Raw genomic sequence first — 18,735 nt, forward strand, 5'->3', positions numbered from 1 at the left:
CTTCTTCCTCAAGCTCATGGCTGCTTCCAGGAGACCCTACTACAAGCCTCGTTCCCCCAGATTTTTGCACTGAGCCCAAAAGACACTCAACGAACGACGCCATCTTGCTCTCACGCAAGCAATCACATCCTTGGATGCTAGGATATGAAAAGAGGGAGCCTTATCCGTACTGTGTACAGATTCGACTCCCTTTCTTTTGCTCCCCCGGACGGACTTGAACCGCCGACAGGGTGGTTAACAGCCACCTGCTCTACCAACTGAGCTACAGGGGAATGTACCACACAAAATCGTGCGAACAATGGGTAATCTACCGGATTCCACCATTCATGTCAATATGTTATTTTAGGTTCATCCTATTTTCCTGGCATTGGCTTCGTAGACGCGCCATGTAGATGCTATGATCGAGTCTACATCACTTTTGGTTGCACGCCATCCAAGGGTCTGTTTCGCATAGGCAGATGAAGCGACCAGTTTCGCTGGATCTCCAGGTCTTCTGGCCACAATCTCTTCAGGTATCTCCCTACCGGTAATCTTTCTTGCGGAATCGAGAATCTGCCTTACGCTGAGACCATGCTCGCTACCTAAGTTCACCACCAATGAATCATTTCCCTCTTGGAGATGTTGTGCAGCTTGGACATGTGCGACAGCCAGATCGGTCACATGAACATAATCGCGCACACCGGTTCCATCCTCGGTAGGGTAGTCGTCACCAAAGATTTCTATTTTTTCTCGTAAACCGCTGGCAACTTCCATGACTACAGGTATGAGGTTTGCAGGATTACGCTCCAGGCCAGTCATACGTCCGTTTTCATCATACCCAGCGGCATTGAAATAGCGCAACGATACATATTTGAGCCCCTTCAATCGGGCAAACCATGCAAGGTTCTCTTCAATTGCCAGCTTGGTGTATCCGTAATAGTTTTCCGGTCTTGTAGGGTGCTGTTCATCGATAGGAAGATATTCAGGCTCACCATAGACCGCTGCTGAGGATGAAAGGATGAACTTTTCCACTCCATGTGCGATGCAGGCCTGTATGAGATTCAGCGATCCGCTGATATTGTTTCGCGCATATTTTGCAGGATCGAGCATGGATTCGCCAGCGGCCTTGAATGCTGCGAGGTGGACTACTACATCCCATCCTTGGGCAAGTGTTTCTGAGAGTATTTTTTGGTCCATGATGCTTCCTTCAAAAAGAAGGGAAGTCGGAGCCACATTCGTACGAAGACCACTCGAGAAATCATCCAAAATACCGACGGTGTCACCACGATCGGCAAATGCCAAAGCTACATGCGTACCAATATATCCAGCTCCGCCGCACAGCAGTACTCTCATCCAAAATCTCCTTATGTCAGTTTTATAGTGACCGGTCAGGTAAAACTTTTAATTATTGCCGATATCTCTTTGACCTTTTCGTCCAACATTTCTTGGGTCTTTGCCTCAGCTACCAAGCGCAGATAGGGTTCGGTATTGGACTTACGGACATTGAACCACCAATTGGGGTACTCGATTCTGTATCCATCGAAGTCAAGAACCAAAATGGGTTTCTGCTCCACTGCGTATTTCTGGTATAGGGCTGCCATTGCTTCATCTTTCTGTTCCAATTTGAAGTTGCGTTCTCCGCTATTCGCATAGGTGACAATCGTATCGATCAGAGATGAGAATGTTTTACCTTCGGCATGGAGTTTGGCGACAACCTGTAAGACGATCAATGCCGCCAACATGCCCGAATCGCAGTTATTGAAATCGCGGAAATAGTAGTGGCCGGCGAGTTCTCCTCCAAAAACACCATCGATTTCCCTAAGTTTTACCTTCGCATATGCATGCCCGACCTTCCATGTGGTTACACGACCACCAAGTTTCTCAAGGTATTCTGTCGTTGATCGGCTTGTTCTGATGTCCTGAAGAACGTTGCCCTTTTGTTTGGAGAGATAATATTCTCCGATCACTGCTGTAATATAATCGGGCTGAATGAAACGACCTTTTTCATCTATGAACATGACCCTGTCGGCATCACCGTCGAAAATGATTCCCAGATCACTCGAATTCTTGAGTACGGCAGCCTTGATATCCTTACAATTCTCCTCTTCGAGCGGGTTAGGCTCGTGGGCTGGGAACGTACCGTCAAAATGGTCATACAGGTAATGATGGTCAGGTCCGAGGAGATCTTTCGTGAGAAGATTCGCCATACCATGGGAGAGGTCTAAGCTGATATTGAGCCCCTCCAGTTTTGGCGTATAAGGGCGGAGGAAAGCGAGATACGCATCCTTGACCGGTTTCTCGATTACTTTTCCCCGGTTTTCGACTGGCTTGACTTCTCCTTCGAGAACCATTTTTTCCAAATCGCGTAAGCCGGAATTCTCTCCAACGGGAAGAGCTCCTTTTCGGGAAATCTTCAGCCCGTTATAGATGGCGGGGTTATGGCTCGCAGTAATCTGAACCGATGCACCAGCATCCAAATGGACTGTCGCGAAGTAGACCATGGGTGTGGTTGCATGACCGATATTCCAAACATCGGCACCACTGTCGTTAATTCCACGGCAGAGGTATTCGAAGATCTCATCGCTGGTGGAACGGACATCCCTACCAACCACGACATGATCTGATTCGAGAAGGGTGGGAAGAAAATATCCGACCTTGTATACAAGATGTTTGTCAAAGTCTTTGTTGTAGATGCCACGGATATCATACGCCTTGAATGCGCCCATCTGAGTCCTCCTTGACTGCATTGATGAATTCTTTTTGATTGATGAGTTCGAAGAAATAGGTAGGTCCGTCCTTAATCACTACACGTGTTACTAGGGGGCTGAAAATCTTCTGAATCCCTCCGGCCGGAGGGATATTGGCTTGCATCCGGTTTCCTTGGGCACAAGCTTGGGCATTAGCCTTTGTTACTGTGGTGATACTCTCTATGGCATCAGCAGTGAAGGATCCCTCCATCTTCACATAAGGAGGAGTATTTTTCCTTGGTTTGATCGAGAATCCGAACATAGATGGTTTGCGTTCGAAATCCTCAAAGTGGAAGACTCCGTCAATCTCATAGATGAAGACCCCGAAATCCCTGATTTTACCTTCATCCGAAGCAAACCACGTGCTATAAGTACGATATCCCACAGGACCACCGAAGCGGCTTTCGAGATTTTCGATGAATTGTTTCGCATCATCTTCCATTGGCTATCCTCTTGTCTATCTTTTTTTTACTTTATCATATATACTCCGGCGATGAAAGGCAATCAGAAGGTAATGGACGAATACGTAGCGAAGGATTTTGGTAAATTATTGAAGCGCAACGCGCTGCAGATGAGACGTTTGATGCTCACAGATGGGACGGACGTCATGCGCGTGTACGATCGTAATTTGGCCGAGCTTCCGATTGCTGTCGACCTCTATGGTACGTATGCCCGAATAACCGATTATAGTGATCGGGAGATCGAAGGTGACCAGCTAGTCGAAATTTGTGATATAACCTCCCGGATGTTATATATTGAACCCTCCCATGTGGTTTACCACCAAAGGGCTAAGAGACAAGGCAAAGAGCAGCACGAAATCCAACAGGATCAGTCTCTGCTAGTGACCGTTAAGGAGAACGGACTGCATTTTAATGTGGACCTGACCAAACGGATCGATACCGGTTTGTTTCTTGACCAGATGGTAGCACGCAGGGCGTTGCGCGATGTAAGCAAAGGGATGGATGTTTTGAACCTGTTTTCGTATACCGGTTCATTTAGTGTCTATGCTGCCGCTGGTGGTGCCAAGAGTGTCACTTCGGTAGATTTGTCTTCAACATACACACAATGGTGTGAACAGAATCTGGCCGCGAACGGATTTTCAGGGGGTGCGTATCCCTGTGTTTCCCAAGATGCTGCAGAGTATATAAGGAAAGCTGCGAAAGAACGACGGAAGTTCGATATTATTGTTTTCGACCCGCCGAGTTTTTCCAACAGCAGGAAAATGGAGCATGACTTCGATGTACGACGTGATTACATCTACTTCATCGGACTCCTAAACGGAATATTGGTTAACGGTGGAAAGTTGTTGTTTTCCACGAATCTCGGTGGCTTCCGATTCGAAAAACGGAAGATCCACGGGTATGATGTGCGAGAGGTCACCAGGGATATCGCGGCCCCCGGGTTCTCCGCAAAGAAGAGTTCTCTAAGGAGTTGGATTTTGGAGAAGAAAGAAGAAGTACAGATGCCTCTGGAGGAAGAGGTGCAGAAGGTAGTCCCCGCCGAAGAGGTGGTAGAGGCTGCTGTGGAGGCTGTAGAGCCATTAGTCGATTTGCAGAACGAAGAAGAAGTTGTTGCTGAAGAATTCCAAGCTGATGAAGAAGATGATATGTTCGTCATTGATTGGGATGGAGCTGAAGAAGAAACTCCCTCGGATACCAAGAAAAATGCGAAGCAAAGACGATATGAACGCCGACATCCTGGAGAGACGGCAGGTCCGGTAACTCCCGTTGAAGAGCGGGAAACTGAGAATGATCGTCCACAAAGGGATGATGATTCAAGAGGCTATAATCGTCCCCGTAGGGATGATCGCCCACGACGGGATAGTCGATCCCGTGATGGTGGGCGTGATAGAGGTCCTCGGAGATTTGACAATGATCGACCTCGAGGAGATCGCCCATTCGACAGGGATCGACCACCTCGTAGATTTGATAATGATCGGCCTCGAGGAGATCGCCCGTTCGACAGGGATCGACCACCACGAAGGTTTGATAATGATCGGCCTCGAGGAGATCGCCCGTTCGACAGGGATCGGCCACCACGAAGGTTCGACAATGATCGGCCTCGAGGAGATCGCCCGTTCGACAGGGATCGACCACCACGAAGGTTCGACAACGATCGGCCTCGAGGAGATCGCCCATTCGATAGGGATCGACCACCACGAAGGTTCGACAATGATCGGCCACGCGATGACCGCCCATTCGACAGGGATCGACCACCACGAAGGTTCGACAATGATCGGCCACGCGATGACCGCCCATTCGATAGGGATCGACCACCACGAAGGTTCGACAATGATCGTCCTCGAGGAGACCGCCCGTTCGATAGGGATCGACCACCACGAAGGTTCGACAATGATCGTCCTCGAGGAGATCGCCCATTCGATAGAGATCGACCACCACGAAGGTTTGACAACGATCGGCCACGGGGAGATCGTCCGTTCGACAGGGATCGACCACCACGAAGGTTCGACAATGATCGGCCACGGGGAGATCGAAGTTTCGATCGTGACGATAGATCCCAGAAAAGTGGACCAAAGCCTTATGGGTATGACCGGTTCAAACCGACCCGAACAAGGGGAGGGGATCAGGAGACATTTTTCCGCCTCGATGAGGACAAGAAAGATCGCAAGAGAGAAGACTGATCGTAGCATATGATAGTTTGAGGCCGCCCGTTACAAGGCGGCCTCATCCATTTAGTGATGTAATTTCGTTATATCAGGTGGTATGGGAGACGATTACGGTACAAATACGAAACTACCACCCCATGCTCCGTATGCCTCGCTAGTAACACCATTTCGCGTTGACCCATCGTAGGCATCCAAACCTTCTCGTATCTCAATGGTGACTCGGCCTCCCTCTCGGAAAGTTATCAATCCTGCATGGACCGCGGCAGTGCCAATCGAAGAGTCATCTGTATATGTTCCACTTCCCCATAGAGATCCAGGCGATCCATTTGGTGGAAGCTCCAACGTGTATTTTCCTCCGAGATTATCGGACCATTCGGTCGCATTGGTGCTCCAATCGGTATCAGCAATGAAAATCCCACTCGGTGTGGTTTTTTTTGGAGCAGTGGTGAGCTTCACCACATTTCCCTCACCGTCGATGAAGACGAAACTGCCACCCCAGGCATCATAGGATTGGGTTGTGACTCCGAATGCCGTCGATCCATCGTAGCTATCCAATCCATCGCGGATTTCAACCGTTACCGAACCTCCAGAACTAAATGTGATAAGCCCCATATGGACAGCTGCAGTTCCGATAGAGGAGTCATCAGTATAGATGCCACTTCCCCATACTGGTCCTGGTGAACCACCAGATGGGAGTGTGATGGTTATCCGTTTGCCAATTTGCCCTGACCATGCGGTGGCGGTTGTTCCCCAATCGATTTTTTCCGCCTCCGTAGCTGCTGCTGGAGAGTCCATGGGCGCAGGTTCGGTGACAGGTTCTTCTTCCTCCTGCACTTCATACGGTGATGCTCCTACCTCCTCCAGTATCATGCAAGAAGAGAGGAAAATGAAAACCAGTGCCAAGATAACGGTAAAAATGGGAACGATTGTACGCTTATCCATGTCCATACCTTCCTTGTTTCATGCAACCGGTCTTTTATGGTTGATGATCCTCAATTATTTCACAATATAATGTTATAAACAACAAAAAAATAAGGAATAGAATTGTTATAACATGGCGATATAAGGAATTTTATTGCAGGACGTATTTTCCTCTGATAAGATTTCTCCCATATGTACCAAAAAATGAGAAGTAGCCGTTATACGACAATCGTGATATCTATTGCCGTAGCCATAGTTTTGCTCGTATTGGGTGGTTGTGACCTATTCTCCACCATGGAACCAGATGCGATATCTTTCTCGCGAGATGGAGGCACCTACTTCTTACCGCTAGAGGTAGCTATCCAGAGCAGGGGAGCTTCGGCAATATACTTCACTACCGATGGAAGCATGCCCAATCGAAGCAGTGCTCGCTACTACAGTCCAATAACCTTGGATAAGACAACTCGACTCAAGGCAATTGCGTTAGATAGCGATGGAGATGTGGCGAGACAGGCGAGTGTCGATTTCATTATACCGAAGGATACTAGTGCCTATCCATACCTGGATGTTGCCAGTGGTATGATCTACCATGTCTCATCCGCTTATGAATATAGTCTCGATGATGGTTCTACATGGCAACCTTGTACAGATCCTGTACAGAAGGTAACGATTTCAGTAGGCGATTCCGTTTGGGTCCGCCATAGAGTGGTGGCTTCCGATCTCCACTTCTTGGGAACGGTGGATGCGTTGGAGGGGTACGACCTGAGGGCAGGACAAGCCTATATCGGGATGTTGGAGGGAACACCATCTTTCGATAGTGGAGGCAATATCATCGGTGTGGAGTTCAAATTCATTGAAAAGTCGGCTGTATCCTTCGACAATTATTTGTTCGATGATTTCAAATCAACCATCATGATTCCAACCATCACCAATGTGGGAGATGAAGATTTTCACGGACAAGTTCAAATCGTTTGCTATGCTTCTGATGATCCGATCATCACAGCAGATGATGATACGTTCCTCTCCGTTACTATAACTATAGATCCTATAGACCCTTTACTCAAGGGAAGCACCTTGGGCTTCGGAGAAGGTGGTGTATATGATCGGGAACTGCATGGATTGATGCCCTATTTTATCAATCCCGATAGCGGTCTGCCAAATCTGACCTATGAAAGCGGTGTTGACCTGATCGGGAAAAAGTACATCGGATTCAGTATAACTGTCGTGGAGAATGACGATGAAGGACTAGAGTTGTTACAAAGGAATAATTGGACGCTACCCCAACATGTCGATGCAATCCATTTTTCAGATTCTACTATCGCAACAAGAAGTGGAGCCTTGAAGTTAGTCAATTCTTGGGGTACGGGTGAATGGGAAAATATCGATGATGGGCATTATTGGATATCCTTTGAAGATGCTATAAAGTTGAAATTGCCCATTTACTATATGCTCAACAACTTCTCTCAACCGTATAGGCCAACATTGTTGGCGAGATTCAGGATAGAACATCCGAATCGACAAAACCTTCCTGTTTGGATTGGAGTTGGCGATCCTGAACATCCAATTGCAGAGAAACTGCTGCAGACGGTCAGTTATTACGAAAGTGATGATAGCGATCCATGGAGTCTGTATACAGGTGGTGAATACCCATTCCCCGATAATGCGATTGTCTTGGATATCAGTGAATTCGCTCCTTTTATTGCAGCCAATGACCTTTTCATGCGGATTGATAATTCAGCATCGGACGCAGAAGCCATACTGCATGAGTTCTCGATAGAACTCCATCCGGAATATTTGCTTGGAAAACCATCTGATCCTTCAAATGTACTGAAAAGTGACGATCCTTTATCTAAAACGATAGAAGTAGGCAAGAACGATATATACACGATTTCCACTGCTGGTAAGCTGTCTACCTATCAGTTGGAGTTTGTGCAACCGAACTCGAGAGGTACTTCCTATACAGAACCTATTTTTCAATCGGTACCGTTCACTGATGGGGAGGTGAGTGAAATTCTCGATCTGTATGGGCGAAAGCCGACTACCAGATCAGCCCGTTCATCCCATATGGCAACTGGAGGACTCTTGCCACCGACCGAAGCCGATTTGCGGTCTTTCGGGACGTTGCGATCTGAGGATGCAAACTACACAGGAATATTGCCGGAGATTGTCGATCTAAGTAGGACCATCTACTTCCCACCGATTGGTAATCAGGGACAAAAAGGGTCATGCAATGCATTCTCCGGCGTATATTATATTCATACCTATAACGAAGCGAGAGAGCATGGTTGGGATCTCTCGGGGGCGGCATGGGAGTCAAAAACCTACGGAGAAGAAGGTTATCCAGGATATCCCTCCAAAACATATTGGGATAGGATCATGAGCCCCGACTTTGTCTACCATCAATCGAGTGCGGGAAGGACTGCAGGGTCTCGTTTCGAATCAATACCATCATTGCTTTCCCGCATAGGTTCGAGCACTTGGGCTAGTATGCCCTATGACAACTTTCCCGATGAAGCAAATCCTGGAATCTATGAATATCCATGGCCGAGTGAACAGGCCTTCCGTGAAGCTGCCATGTATCGCAGTCGTGTTCCAACCCCGAGTTTTTTCAGTAATACACAGGTCGGTATGTTTTTTTTGGATAGCATGGCAAAAGTGGAACTATTGCAGCAACTATTGGCTTCAGGATATTGCGTCACTACAGGTGTGGATGGTTTTGTCGTAGATAACAATAGAGATTCTTGGTTGGATGAAAATGACGTAATGTATCTGTCTGATGATGACGATTCAATGATCAGTGATTTCAATAATTATATCAACCATGCCCAGACCATCGTAGGTTACAAATCCGGTGCCGCATGGGATCCGGATAACCCCTAGGATTGATCAGGAAGATGCGATTTCCAGTCCTAGGAACCGGATAGGATTGGCGGATACGAATCCTTCGATCTCCTCATCGGAAAAAGGACTTTGTTCGAATATCCTCAGATAATTGGTGTATGATTCGACCTTCGCGAGATTCACGGTGAAGTCAGTTCCGAACATCGATCGTTCGAGGATTTTTCGTGCCAATTCGTCATCCTCCAGTTCGTGGATGAATGTATGGAGATCGCTATAGAAATTTGGGTCGGTTCCGCTGAAAGAGAAATCGGCATAGACATGGTCAAAGCGCGCCATGAGGTCAATAATCTCGGTAAACCATGGATCGTTCGTCCAAGATTTGTCCAAAAGCGCCTTTATCGGTGATTTCCCGATAGGGTTGTACTGACGTCCATAGTGGGCAAAGTCGACCTTCAGTTGAGGGAAATGCTCCAGTACCGGATTCCAAGCAGCAGGGTTTGTATACTGTTGAGCGATCTTGGATGTGACACCACGAAATCCCTGGTCATCACAATGGGTAATAAGGGGGATCGCATTGCTTTCACAGAAATTGTAAATGTATTGAACCTTCTCCCTCTTCGCTGGATCAGAAGGCCACGGATTGGTTCCCAAGGGAGGGTAGAACTTCACTCCCCGAAATCGTCTTGGGTCCTTTACTCCTCGTGCTTTCCATTTTGGGGAGAAATCTTTTCTCACATAGGTATCCAGCAGATCGACGATGAACTGCATCTCATGGACCTCGGGATTTATTCCGATGAAAGGAAAAAACTCCAACATACCTTTCGGGCGTACCGATTGGTACCATGCTATGCCATCCAATGTGTCTTTCGCATAACTAAGTAGTTTCTCCTGTTGCTCGCTCGTATAGTAGCTTATGCTCTCTTCATCGCTGCTGTCGCGGGAGAAATCCATCACAAGCGGTATGAGAGCGAATGCATCGTAGACCATCGATCGGAAGTGCAATCTTCCTTTCCTAATATAGGGGTTATCGGGATACATGAGATTTTCTGGAGGTTTTGATTTGGCTGCTGCTTGATGGTGGCTGAATGCTCCAGAGAGGTCCTCCTCAATAAGGGCGAAAATCTCTCCTATCGGGCGTTCGAAGACGCTGAACATGTTCAAGAGTGTAATAAGGCCTTGCTGACCGCGATTCGCTGGTGTAAGTAGATATCCAGGAGATAACGCCCCGCTGGTAACGAATTCGGCCAAATTGTCAGTTACCGATTCTACGAAGGAGATGAAGTTAGGGTGGTTGAGATTCATTGCATGCATATGAGAATCGAAAAAATAGTGTGCCATGGCGTCAGTATAACAGAAAGCGGAGGGTCGTCAATCGTAGACAACACTCCGCTTATGATACTGTTCTCGCTCCCATTCCTTCGAAGATGAGAACCGGTAGTGGATTATTTCTGTTTCTTTGCCTTCTTGCTCCAGGAATCTTTCAACGTCACGGTCCTGTTGAATACCGGATTCTCGGAGGTATGGTCAACAGAATCGGCCACAAAATAGCCGGTACGCATGAATTGTAGATACTGGCCAGGTTTGGCATCCTTCAAAGCCGGTTCCAATTTGCAGTGTTTCAGCACTACCAGCGACTCGGGATTGATATCGTCAAGATAATTTCCCGTAGCTTCTCCGGGGTATTCAGTTGAGAAAAGCTTGTCATAGAGGCGGATTTCGGCATCAATCCCATGCTTGGCGCTTACCCAATGGCTGGTCCCGCGGACCTTTCTGCCATCGGGAGTCGTTCCTCCACGGGATTCGGGATCGTACGTCACATGGACCTCTACGATACTGCCTTCAGCATCCTTAATGACTTCATTACAGGTGATATAGTAGGAATGCTTGAGTCGGATTTCGTTACCCGGATAGAGGCGATGGTAACCTTTTATCGGCTCCTCCATGAAGTCCTCTTGTTCAATATAGAGTTCTCGGGAGAATGGGACGGGATGGGTGCCTGATTGTGGATCTTCTGGATTATCCTGTGCATCGAACCATTCCTCTTTGTCCTCAGGGTAGTTGGTGATCACCACTTTGAGTGGGTTAATGACTGCCATGTACCGGAGGGCTCTCTTGTTGAGGTCTTCGCGGGCACAAAATTCGAGCAGGTTGTAATCCACCACACTTTCTACCTTTGCGACTCCAACACGTGAGACGAAGTCTCGCAACGATTCTGGGCTGTATCCCCGTCTTCTGATTCCGGTTATGGTAGGCATACGAGGATCGTCCCATCCTGTCACAATACCCAACTTCACGAGGTTCAGGAGTTTTCGCTTGCTCATGAGCATGTAGTTGATATTCAATCGTGCGAACTCGTACTGATGCGGTGTGTGTTCAATCCCATCAATCGACGTAGCCCAATCGTAGGCCGGGCGGTGGTCTTCAAATTCGAGTGTACAGATTGAATGGGTTATACCCTCGATCGCATCGCTGATCGGGTGGGTATAGTCATACATTGGATAGATGCACCATTTGTCACCGGTACGGGGATGTGATGCGAACTTAATTCTATAGAGGGATGGGTCGCGCATATTCAGATTCGGACTTGCCATATCTAATTTTGCCCTCAGTACATATTTGCCTTCAGGGTGTTTCCCTTCCCTCATCTCTTCGAAGAGACGCAAGTTTTCTTCAACGGGGCGATCGCGGTCGGGGCTATTGCGTCCTGGACTTGTCAGTGTTCCGCGGTATTCACGTACCTGTTCGGGAGTCAGTGAATCGACATAGGCTTTTCCCTCTTTTATGAGGTTGACTGCAATTTTATAGAGTTGGTCGTAGTAATCACTGGCATGATAGAGATAGTCTCCCCAATCGAAGCCAAGCCATTTGATATCGCGTTGGATCGATTCAATGTATTCCATATCCTCTTTCTCGGGGTTCGTGTCATCCAGCCTGAGATGGCAACGGCCACCATACTTTTCGGCCAAACCGAAATTGAGGCAAATGGATTTCACGTGTCCCAAATGGAGGTATCCATTGGGTTCCGGTGGGAATCGGGTGACAATCGTATTGTTGGGAACCCGTCCATTGGCCAAATCGTCTTCAATTATCCTCTCGAGGAAGTTCAGACTCTTCTCTTCCCTCTTTTCCATATCAGTCGTTTCCATCAGTCTTTCCTCCACCCCTTCCAAAGGGGGCTACGTATTAGACGATTCTATCATAATGCACCTTGGAGAGAAAAGGTGTGTAGTTGCGTGACACAACGAATCCTTAGCGATATGATGGTAGGCTATGAAATCCTTGGAGCAATCCTCTTTGACCAGACAGTTGATGCGAATCTCCATTCCGATCATGGCATCGAACCTACTCCAGACGATGTACAATATGGTCGATACCTTCTTTCTTGGTAAACTGGGTAAGGAGGCTATTAGTGCTCCATCAATTACCATGAATATTAGCAACTTCATCATTGTTTTCGGCACGGCTTTTTCGATCGCTGGGACGACCATGATCAGCCAGGCTTATGGTGCCGATCGGAAAAATCGCTCACGACTGGATTTCCTTGCCTCGCAAGTGTTCCTGGTGAATCTGCTCATGTCGATCCTGGTCATGCTGTTCGGCGTCTTTCTGACGAGGCCTCTGCTGGTGCTGATGCAAGTTCCATCCGGGCTCACCTTCGATTATACCTTGCAATATATGACTATCACCTTTTTTACCATGCCCCTCTTGTTTGGAGATTTTGTTTTGCGTACGACGTTGCAGGGTATTGGTGATTCTATGACGCCTTTGTATGTACAGATGGTCTCTGTCTTTATCAATATCCTTATTGACCCCATATTTATTTTTGGTTGGGGACCTATACCAGCTTTCGAGGTAGCCGGAGCGGCTTGGGCAACGTTACTAGCAAGGACGGTCAGCTGTACGGTATCAATGGTAATCCTTTTCGGGGGTTTCAAGGGTATTCAAGCGCGGATCGGTCTTATGAAGCCTGAGCGGAAGACTTGGTCGTTGCTTGCGAGGATCGGATTCCCTTCTTCGATTGGGCAGTCTGTATCGTCTCTTGGGTTCGCAGTAGTTCAGGGTGTGGTGAATTCATTTGGTCCAGCAGTCATCGCCGCATTTGGTATTGGTAATAGGATCCAATCGCTATTTCATATGCCAGCGAGGGGGATCAGTCAGGGTGTGGCTATTCTGGTCGGCAAGGAACTCGGAGCCAGAAATAGAAAAGGTGCTGAATCGGTCGCCTGGCGTGGCATGGCGATAAGTGGGATATTCATCAGTATCGGGATGGCTCTTGTCTTGCTGTTCGGTAAGTATGTGATCATATTCTTTGTCGATGATCCCGAGGTTGTCTTCCATGGTGTACAGATGTTCTGGTATACCGCGCCCTCGGTAGTATGTTTCGCTTTCTATATGGTGGTCTTGGGTGCATTTCAAGGTGGAGGAAAGACTCGTCCTGTCATGACCATGAATATCGTCCGGTTATGGGGACTTCGGGTTCCGCTCAGCTATCTTTTGCCATTGGCCTTTGGTCTTGGGTCGCAAGGAATATGGTTAGCTATGCTGCTGAGCAATCTGGTGGTGGCTACTTGGTCGGTCTGGCTTTTCTCTCGTGGTTCATGGCGGGTGACTCTGGACTTGTGAACAAATGTGTACATAACGGGGGAAAAAGGGTAGACTTGAGGTTGTTGAATCTTGAAGCGGAGGAGCGGTTTGGACAAGAACAAGCATCTGCAACGACACCCGATATGGCATATGGTACGAAGCATCCTCATAGGCGTCTTGGTAGTGGTGATTGCCATAGGAATTGTCATATGGACCCGTTCGCTTCGTCAAAAGGATCAATTGGAACGACAACGAGAGGTTCTTGCCGATGTTCTCGACCGTGAGGGTGAGCTAGGGCTTCTGGAATTGGCAGGGGTTACGGTTAACGATATCTTCTATGGTGAGCAGGGTGTTTCTGTCTTCTTGGGCGATATGTCGGCATACAGTTACAGTGCTGAGGAGATGCGCAATATCGCGATCTATGAATTGGCGAACAAGAGTGTTGTCCATATCACTACGGTCTCCATAGGGTTGAATACATTCTTGGAAGTCCTGCCTGTCCAAGGTACCGGTTCGGGAATAATCATAAGCGAAGACGGGTATATCCTTACCAATGCCCATGTGGTACAGAATGCTGCCCAGTTGCATATCAGTATGCACGATGGGGCGAATTATGAGGCATCATTAGTAGGAATGGATGTGGAAAATGATCTTGCGGTGCTGAAGGTAGAGCTTCCTCCACAAGTTCTTCTTGATCCGATCACTATTGGTACAGCCTCCACGCTCAAGGTTGGGCAAAAGGTTGTCGCAATCGGGAACCCGTTTGGGTACGACCGTACGATGACAATAGGAACGGTTTCGGGTCTCGGAAGGCCGGTAAGAACAGAAAACAATACGGTTATTAATGGCATGATTCAGACTGATGCAGCTATCAATCCTGGTAACTCTGGCGGTCCGCTGCTCAACAGCAGGGGAGAAATGGTAGGTATCTGTACCACCATTCATTCCACTACCGGGGGGTCTCAGGGAATAGGATTCGCTGTTCCAGTTGATACTGCTATATCGGTCATCCCGGATCTGATAAAATTCGGAAAAGTCATGCGCGGTTGGCTGGATATCACGATGGTGCAGCTCGATCCGAGTATTGTGGAATATGCCGATCTGCCGGTCTCGGGAGGTCTTCTTGTATCTCAGGTGCGTCCTGGAGGTAAAGCAGAGAAGGGTGGATTAAAGGGTGGCACCCAACGGGTCCAGTACGGGTCAGCAATCATCTACCTCGGAGGCGATGTGATCGTTGAGGTTCATGGTGAGCCGGTGAGTGAATATGCTGATCTCTATAGTGCTCTGGTCGACACTCATCCTGGTGAAACTGTCGAGGTCGTTGTTATACGCAAGGGTGAGAAAAAGGTGCTTCAAGTCGAGTTGGTCGAACGACCGGAGGGAATGGAATGGACGGTGCGATGAGTTCCCACAAGTTTCAGGTAGTCAGCGATTACGGTCCGGCCGGGGACCAGGGGGATGCCATAGAACTTCTCTCTGCTGGTATTGAGTCGGGATTCGAACGGCAGACACTCAAGGGTGTCACCGGTAGTGGAAAAACCTTCACTATGGCTAAGATCATAGAGAAGGTTCAGCGGCCTACTCTAGTCTTGAGCCATAACAAGACCTTGGCGGCACAATTATTCAGAGAATTCAAATCGTTCTTTCCGCACAATGCCGTTGGGTATTTCGTTTCCACATACGACTATTACCAACCCGAAGCGTATGTTCCGGGAAAGGATCTCTATATTGAGAAAGATGCCGATATCAATGATGAAATCGATCGTTTAAGACTTTTTGCCTCTTTCTCACTTATGGAGAGAAGAGATGTGATTATTGTTGCATCGGTGAGTTGCATCTTCGGTTTAGGCAATCCTACCTCATTGCGCGATATGGTCAAGCATTTCGAAGTCGGTCAGCATTTTGACCATAGATCCGATCTGGAACATATGATCAGGATGCAGTACGACAGGAACGATATGATTCTCGAACGCGGCTCTTTCAGGGTTCGTGGCGATACGATTGAAATTTGCCCATCATACCTCGAGACAGCGGTTAGGATCCGCATTAGTTGGGATGAGATAGAGAAGATCGAGTGGTTCGATCCTATCTCTGGCAATGTGTTGGAGACTGTCCCTTCATTCAGTCTCTATCCGGCAAAGCAGTTTGTCATGCCCCCAGAGCAGATCAAAGCTGCTATTGGTAGAATACAGAATGAGTTGGAGCAACAGTACAACTTTTTCATGTCGCAGGGAAAATTGCTTGAAGCGGAAAGGATAAAGACTCGTGTGGAGTACGATTTGGAGATGCTGCAGGAGTTGGGCTATTGTTCGGGAATTGAGAACTATAGTAGGCCGCTGGGTAATCGCGAGTCAGGAGAGGCTCCCCCTGTGCTTTTGAACTACTTCCCGCCTGGTTTCTTGACATTCATTGATGAGTCCCATGTTACTCTTCCGCAGATCGGGGCGATGTATGAAGGCGATAGGAGTAGGAAGCTCAACCTTGTGAATTATGGATTCCGTCTCCCCTCAGCCTTGGACAACCGTCCGCTCAAATACCAGGAATTCGATGAGACCTGTGGCCAACGCATCTATGTGACCGCCACACCGGGAAAAAAAGAGATTGCCGAATCTTCCCAGATCGTGGAGCAGGTCATCCGTCCTACCGGTCTACTTGATCCTGTAGTGGAAGTCCGTCCTACCGAAGGCCAGATGGAGGATCTCTATGGGGAGATCCGTAAGACGGTAGAGAAGAAAGAGCGTGTATTGGTTACGACACTAACCAAGAGGATGGCCGAGGATCTGACCGATTATATGGCTAACTTAGGTCTCAAGGTCCGTTATCTCCATTCAGAAGTAGAGACTATAGAGCGGGTGGAGTTGCTTCGCGACCTTCGCATGGGTACTTACGACGTACTGGTTGGTATCAACCTTCTCAGAGAGGGGCTGGACCTTCCCGAGGTCTCTTTGATTGCCATCTTGGATGCCGATAAAATTGGTTTTTTACGATCGGCAACCGCACTTATTCAGACTATCGGAAGAGCTGCCCGTAATGTGGGTGGTCGGGTAATCATGTATGCCGATCGTGAAAGCGATGCCATGAAGGAGGCTATCGATGAGACCAATCGTCGTCGGAGTATCCAGCAAGCCTATAATGAAGAACATGGTATTACCCCCACTACGATCATAAAATCGATCCAGGATATCATTTCACGGGAAAAGGTTGAGAAAGAAGAGATTCAGAAGGACGATCTGAGGGTACTCAAGAGTCGCTATAACCTACTACAGGCATCCGATCGGAAAAAGTATATCAGGGACTTAGAGAAAGAGATGCTCGAACATGCCAAGAACTTGGAGTTCGAACAAGCCGCAATCATCCGCGATGAGATCGAGGCGGTCAAATCGATGACGTTCAGTAAGTAGAAGCCCTACCAGTGTTCGCTGAACAGGACTAGATCAAGCGGGCCATTTCCTGTTTGGGGAGTTTGGTTTACTCTTGTACCGCCATCACTAGCTGTATGTATGGGGATATTAGCGAAGAGGTCACCTAAGAATATGGTTCCATTGCGTTCAATGGGTGCCTCTGATCCAGCTGCGATATTGCCTACGATAGTTTCTGTCCTCGTTCCTGTATCGGGGTCATATACCTCGATTTCTGTCGAGTCTTCATGTTCCCACCCAAGATTCTCAAGTACTTGACCAGTGAAATACCCGTGGGTTTCGGCACCTGCGAGTTCCCAAGATAGTTCATCGGGAGCAGATGCAAGCAAATAGAATTGAGAAGGATCATAAACCAGATGTACCGATGCATTATCATCATCTGGAGGGCTGGTGGGATACTCTGTCTCATGAGCTCCGCTATAACAAGAATCCATGATAAGCAGTTTTGTTCCTTTGATAGTTGCCAAGGTAGCCTGGAGAACTTCTACTTTAACCGGTTCGCCTATAGCTTCTTTTGTTTCTGCAAGAGCTAAAGCTCCTTGATACTGCTCAGGAGTGGTAGGACCTCCATACCCGTGTCCAGCATAGTAGACCAAGAGGATGTCGTTGTCTGTCATTTCATTGTTGATCCGTTGCAACTGCGTTTCTATATTTTCAATAATGGGATACAACGGATAATCAGCTTCCGCTTGTGCTACTGTATCGGGAAGTGGAGTAGTGCCTTCTTGCAACATAAATGTGACTTTGACCTCGGTTCCCATCTCTTCACCTCTGCGGTAGAGGGCTGCAGCTATTTCCTTCGCATCGTTAATGGTCCCATTCAAATCATCATCTGGGTATGGTTCGGATGGATCATCAAATTCAAAATTATTTTTATAATCTAGACCGATAACCAGTGCATGGATCGTCGGTTTTGGCGGTTTCTCCAAAAAGAGTTCGCAGGAGAGTAGGGCGAGTAGTGTAAAGAGAACGATTACGATGAGGAGTGCTTTTTTCTTCACTACATGGCCTCCTTCTGCTTTCTCTCAAAACGCCAGGTTATGCCTATGCCAGAGGAAACCGAAATATAGTCGGTACGTACATCGACCGAAACTGGTATACTCAGGACCAATCTATTGCGGCCTAGATTTTGCAGTAATTCATAGCCGGTACTTATCTTCAATCTCCAAAGCGGTGCGAATTCACGTGTCTGTGTATACATGCTGAGAAATACTGCCGATCCTCCAGTGATTGAGAACTGCTGGTCAAGGTGGTAGGTTGCGTCGAATGCCAGACCCAATGCCGCAAATGGGCGCCATACCGTAGTCCCATATATCATCGATCGTGTGGTGTAGAAACCGGTAACGCCAGCCGAGAGTTCCCAAGCTTCCGAGATTCCAAAAGCGAAGGGGGTGATGGTGCCTCCGAACGAGAGATGGCTACGAATGGGAAGTTCGTCCTCATGGAATGCGCTGGGAATGCTGCCATACCAGGTAGACTCGACTGTCGCACCGAAAGCCTCTTCGGATGGAACTCCGGCAACAAGGAGGTTCGTGCCTACCATTCCTAGGGCAATGATGGCAATGAGTATGATGCGTTTGATTCTTCTTCCAGCTACAACTCCCATAAGAACTCCAAT

13 protein-coding genes and 1 tRNA gene are annotated in these 18,735 nt (G+C 47.9%); 5 read left to right on the forward strand and 9 right to left on the reverse strand.

The features are described from left to right. Positions 1 to 199: 199 nt before the first annotated feature. The 4 genes from ACODJP_RS12760 to ACODJP_RS12775 all read right to left on the reverse strand — a co-directional run bounded on the left by ACODJP_RS12760 (position 200) and on the right by ACODJP_RS12775 (position 3,168). Positions 200 to 272 (reverse strand) — tRNA-Asn (locus tag ACODJP_RS12760). A gap of 76 nt (positions 273 to 348) precedes the next feature. Then, entirely contained in the window at positions 349 to 1,332 is a 984-nt protein-coding gene (gene galE, locus ACODJP_RS12765; protein WP_422482112.1) for a UDP-glucose 4-epimerase GalE, read from the reverse strand. 35 nt (positions 1,333 to 1,367) lie between these two features. After that, positions 1,368 to 2,705, reverse strand: coding sequence for a phosphomannomutase/phosphoglucomutase (locus ACODJP_RS12770; protein ID WP_422482114.1), 1,338 nt, complete (start codon positions 2,703 to 2,705; stop codon positions 1,368 to 1,370). Beyond that, entirely contained in the window at positions 2,683 to 3,168 is a 486-nt protein-coding gene (locus ACODJP_RS12775) for a hypothetical protein (protein WP_422482116.1), read from the reverse strand. Before ACODJP_RS12775 ends, ACODJP_RS12770 begins: the two co-directional genes overlap by 23 nt. A 51-nt stretch (positions 3,169 to 3,219) precedes the next feature. Between ACODJP_RS12775 and ACODJP_RS12780 the strand changes: the two genes are divergently transcribed. After that, positions 3,220 to 5,367 carry a class I SAM-dependent methyltransferase gene (locus tag ACODJP_RS12780; protein WP_422482118.1) on the forward strand — a complete coding sequence of 716 codons (2,148 nt, stop codon included), beginning with the start codon at positions 3,220 to 3,222 and terminating at the stop codon, positions 5,365 to 5,367. 93 nt (positions 5,368 to 5,460) lie between these two features. Here ACODJP_RS12780 and ACODJP_RS12785 read toward each other — a convergent pair whose 3' ends face one another. Continuing rightward, the gene (locus ACODJP_RS12785) at positions 5,461 to 6,294 is read right to left on the reverse strand and encodes an LCCL domain-containing protein (protein ID WP_422482120.1); all 834 of its coding nucleotides are present in this window, start codon (positions 6,292 to 6,294) and stop codon (positions 5,461 to 5,463) included. Positions 6,295 to 6,477: 183 nt separating this feature from the next. Between ACODJP_RS12785 and ACODJP_RS12790 the strand changes: the two genes are divergently transcribed. Further along, positions 6,478 to 9,153 (forward strand): chitobiase/beta-hexosaminidase C-terminal domain-containing protein, encoded by a 2,676-nt coding sequence (locus ACODJP_RS12790; RefSeq protein ID WP_422482122.1) that lies wholly within the window; start codon positions 6,478 to 6,480, stop codon positions 9,151 to 9,153. Positions 9,154 to 9,159: 6 nt separating this feature from the next. Here ACODJP_RS12790 and ACODJP_RS12795 read toward each other — a convergent pair whose 3' ends face one another. Further along, entirely contained in the window at positions 9,160 to 10,452 is a 1,293-nt protein-coding gene (locus ACODJP_RS12795; RefSeq protein WP_422482124.1) for an amidohydrolase family protein, read from the reverse strand. A gap of 104 nt (positions 10,453 to 10,556) precedes the next feature. Beyond that, positions 10,557 to 12,260, reverse strand: coding sequence for a glutamine--tRNA ligase/YqeY domain fusion protein (locus ACODJP_RS12800; RefSeq protein WP_422482126.1), 1,704 nt, complete (start codon positions 12,258 to 12,260; stop codon positions 10,557 to 10,559). 124 nt (positions 12,261 to 12,384) lie between these two features. Between ACODJP_RS12800 and ACODJP_RS12805 the strand changes: the two genes are divergently transcribed. From ACODJP_RS12805 to uvrB, 3 genes are all read left to right on the forward strand, one after another. Then, positions 12,385 to 13,737 carry an MATE family efflux transporter gene (locus ACODJP_RS12805; protein ID WP_422482128.1) on the forward strand — a complete coding sequence of 451 codons (1,353 nt, stop codon included), beginning with the start codon at positions 12,385 to 12,387 and terminating at the stop codon, positions 13,735 to 13,737. 69 nt (positions 13,738 to 13,806) lie between these two features. Continuing rightward, positions 13,807 to 15,102, forward strand: coding sequence for a S1C family serine protease (locus ACODJP_RS12810; RefSeq protein ID WP_422482130.1), 1,296 nt, complete (start codon positions 13,807 to 13,809; stop codon positions 15,100 to 15,102). Beyond that, the gene (gene uvrB / locus ACODJP_RS12815) at positions 15,087 to 17,099 is read left to right on the forward strand and encodes an excinuclease ABC subunit UvrB (protein ID WP_422482132.1); all 2,013 of its coding nucleotides are present in this window, start codon (positions 15,087 to 15,089) and stop codon (positions 17,097 to 17,099) included. The genes ACODJP_RS12810 and uvrB overlap by 16 nt, the downstream gene beginning before the upstream one ends. 5 nt (positions 17,100 to 17,104) lie before the next feature. On the opposite strand, the gene ACODJP_RS12820 is transcribed toward uvrB, so the two are convergent. Further along, positions 17,105 to 18,118 carry a caspase family protein gene (locus ACODJP_RS12820; RefSeq protein WP_422482134.1) on the reverse strand — a complete coding sequence of 338 codons (1,014 nt, stop codon included), beginning with the start codon at positions 18,116 to 18,118 and terminating at the stop codon, positions 17,105 to 17,107. Next, positions 18,118 to 18,723 carry a hypothetical protein gene (locus tag ACODJP_RS12825; protein WP_422482136.1) on the reverse strand — a complete coding sequence of 202 codons (606 nt, stop codon included), beginning with the start codon at positions 18,721 to 18,723 and terminating at the stop codon, positions 18,118 to 18,120. Before ACODJP_RS12825 ends, ACODJP_RS12820 begins: the two co-directional genes overlap by 1 nt. Between the last annotated feature and the right edge of the window lie 12 nt (positions 18,724 to 18,735).

The sequence above is a fragment of the Pleomorphochaeta sp. DL1XJH-081 genome (assembly GCF_049310885.1).
Lineage (GTDB): Bacteria > Spirochaetota > Spirochaetia > Sphaerochaetales > Sphaerochaetaceae > CAYZJV01.

What these genes read in the sequence shown, in the direction of transcription:
- galE (WP_422482112.1), bottom strand. Translation starts at nt 1,332, where the DNA reads ATGAGAGTACTGCTGTGCGGCGGAGCTGGATATATTGGTACGCATGTA.
- ACODJP_RS12770 (WP_422482114.1), bottom strand. Translation starts at nt 2,705, where the DNA reads ATGGGCGCATTCAAGGCGTATGATATCCGTGGCATCTACAACAAAGAC.
- ACODJP_RS12775 (WP_422482116.1), bottom strand. Translation starts at nt 3,168, where the DNA reads ATGGAAGATGATGCGAAACAATTCATCGAAAATCTCGAAAGCCGCTTC.
- ACODJP_RS12780 (WP_422482118.1), top strand. Translation starts at nt 3,220, where the DNA reads ATGAAAGGCAATCAGAAGGTAATGGACGAATACGTAGCGAAGGATTTT.
- ACODJP_RS12785 (WP_422482120.1), bottom strand. Translation starts at nt 6,294, where the DNA reads ATGGATAAGCGTACAATCGTTCCCATTTTTACCGTTATCTTGGCACTG.
- ACODJP_RS12790 (WP_422482122.1), top strand. Translation starts at nt 6,478, where the DNA reads ATGAGAAGTAGCCGTTATACGACAATCGTGATATCTATTGCCGTAGCC.
- ACODJP_RS12795 (WP_422482124.1), bottom strand. Translation starts at nt 10,452, where the DNA reads ATGGCACACTATTTTTTCGATTCTCATATGCATGCAATGAATCTCAAC.
- ACODJP_RS12800 (WP_422482126.1), bottom strand. Translation starts at nt 12,260, where the DNA reads ATGGAAACGACTGATATGGAAAAGAGGGAAGAGAAGAGTCTGAACTTC.
- ACODJP_RS12805 (WP_422482128.1), top strand. Translation starts at nt 12,385, where the DNA reads ATGAAATCCTTGGAGCAATCCTCTTTGACCAGACAGTTGATGCGAATC.
- uvrB (WP_422482132.1), top strand. Translation starts at nt 15,087, where the DNA reads ATGGACGGTGCGATGAGTTCCCACAAGTTTCAGGTAGTCAGCGATTAC.
- ACODJP_RS12825 (WP_422482136.1), bottom strand. Translation starts at nt 18,723, where the DNA reads ATGGGAGTTGTAGCTGGAAGAAGAATCAAACGCATCATACTCATTGCC.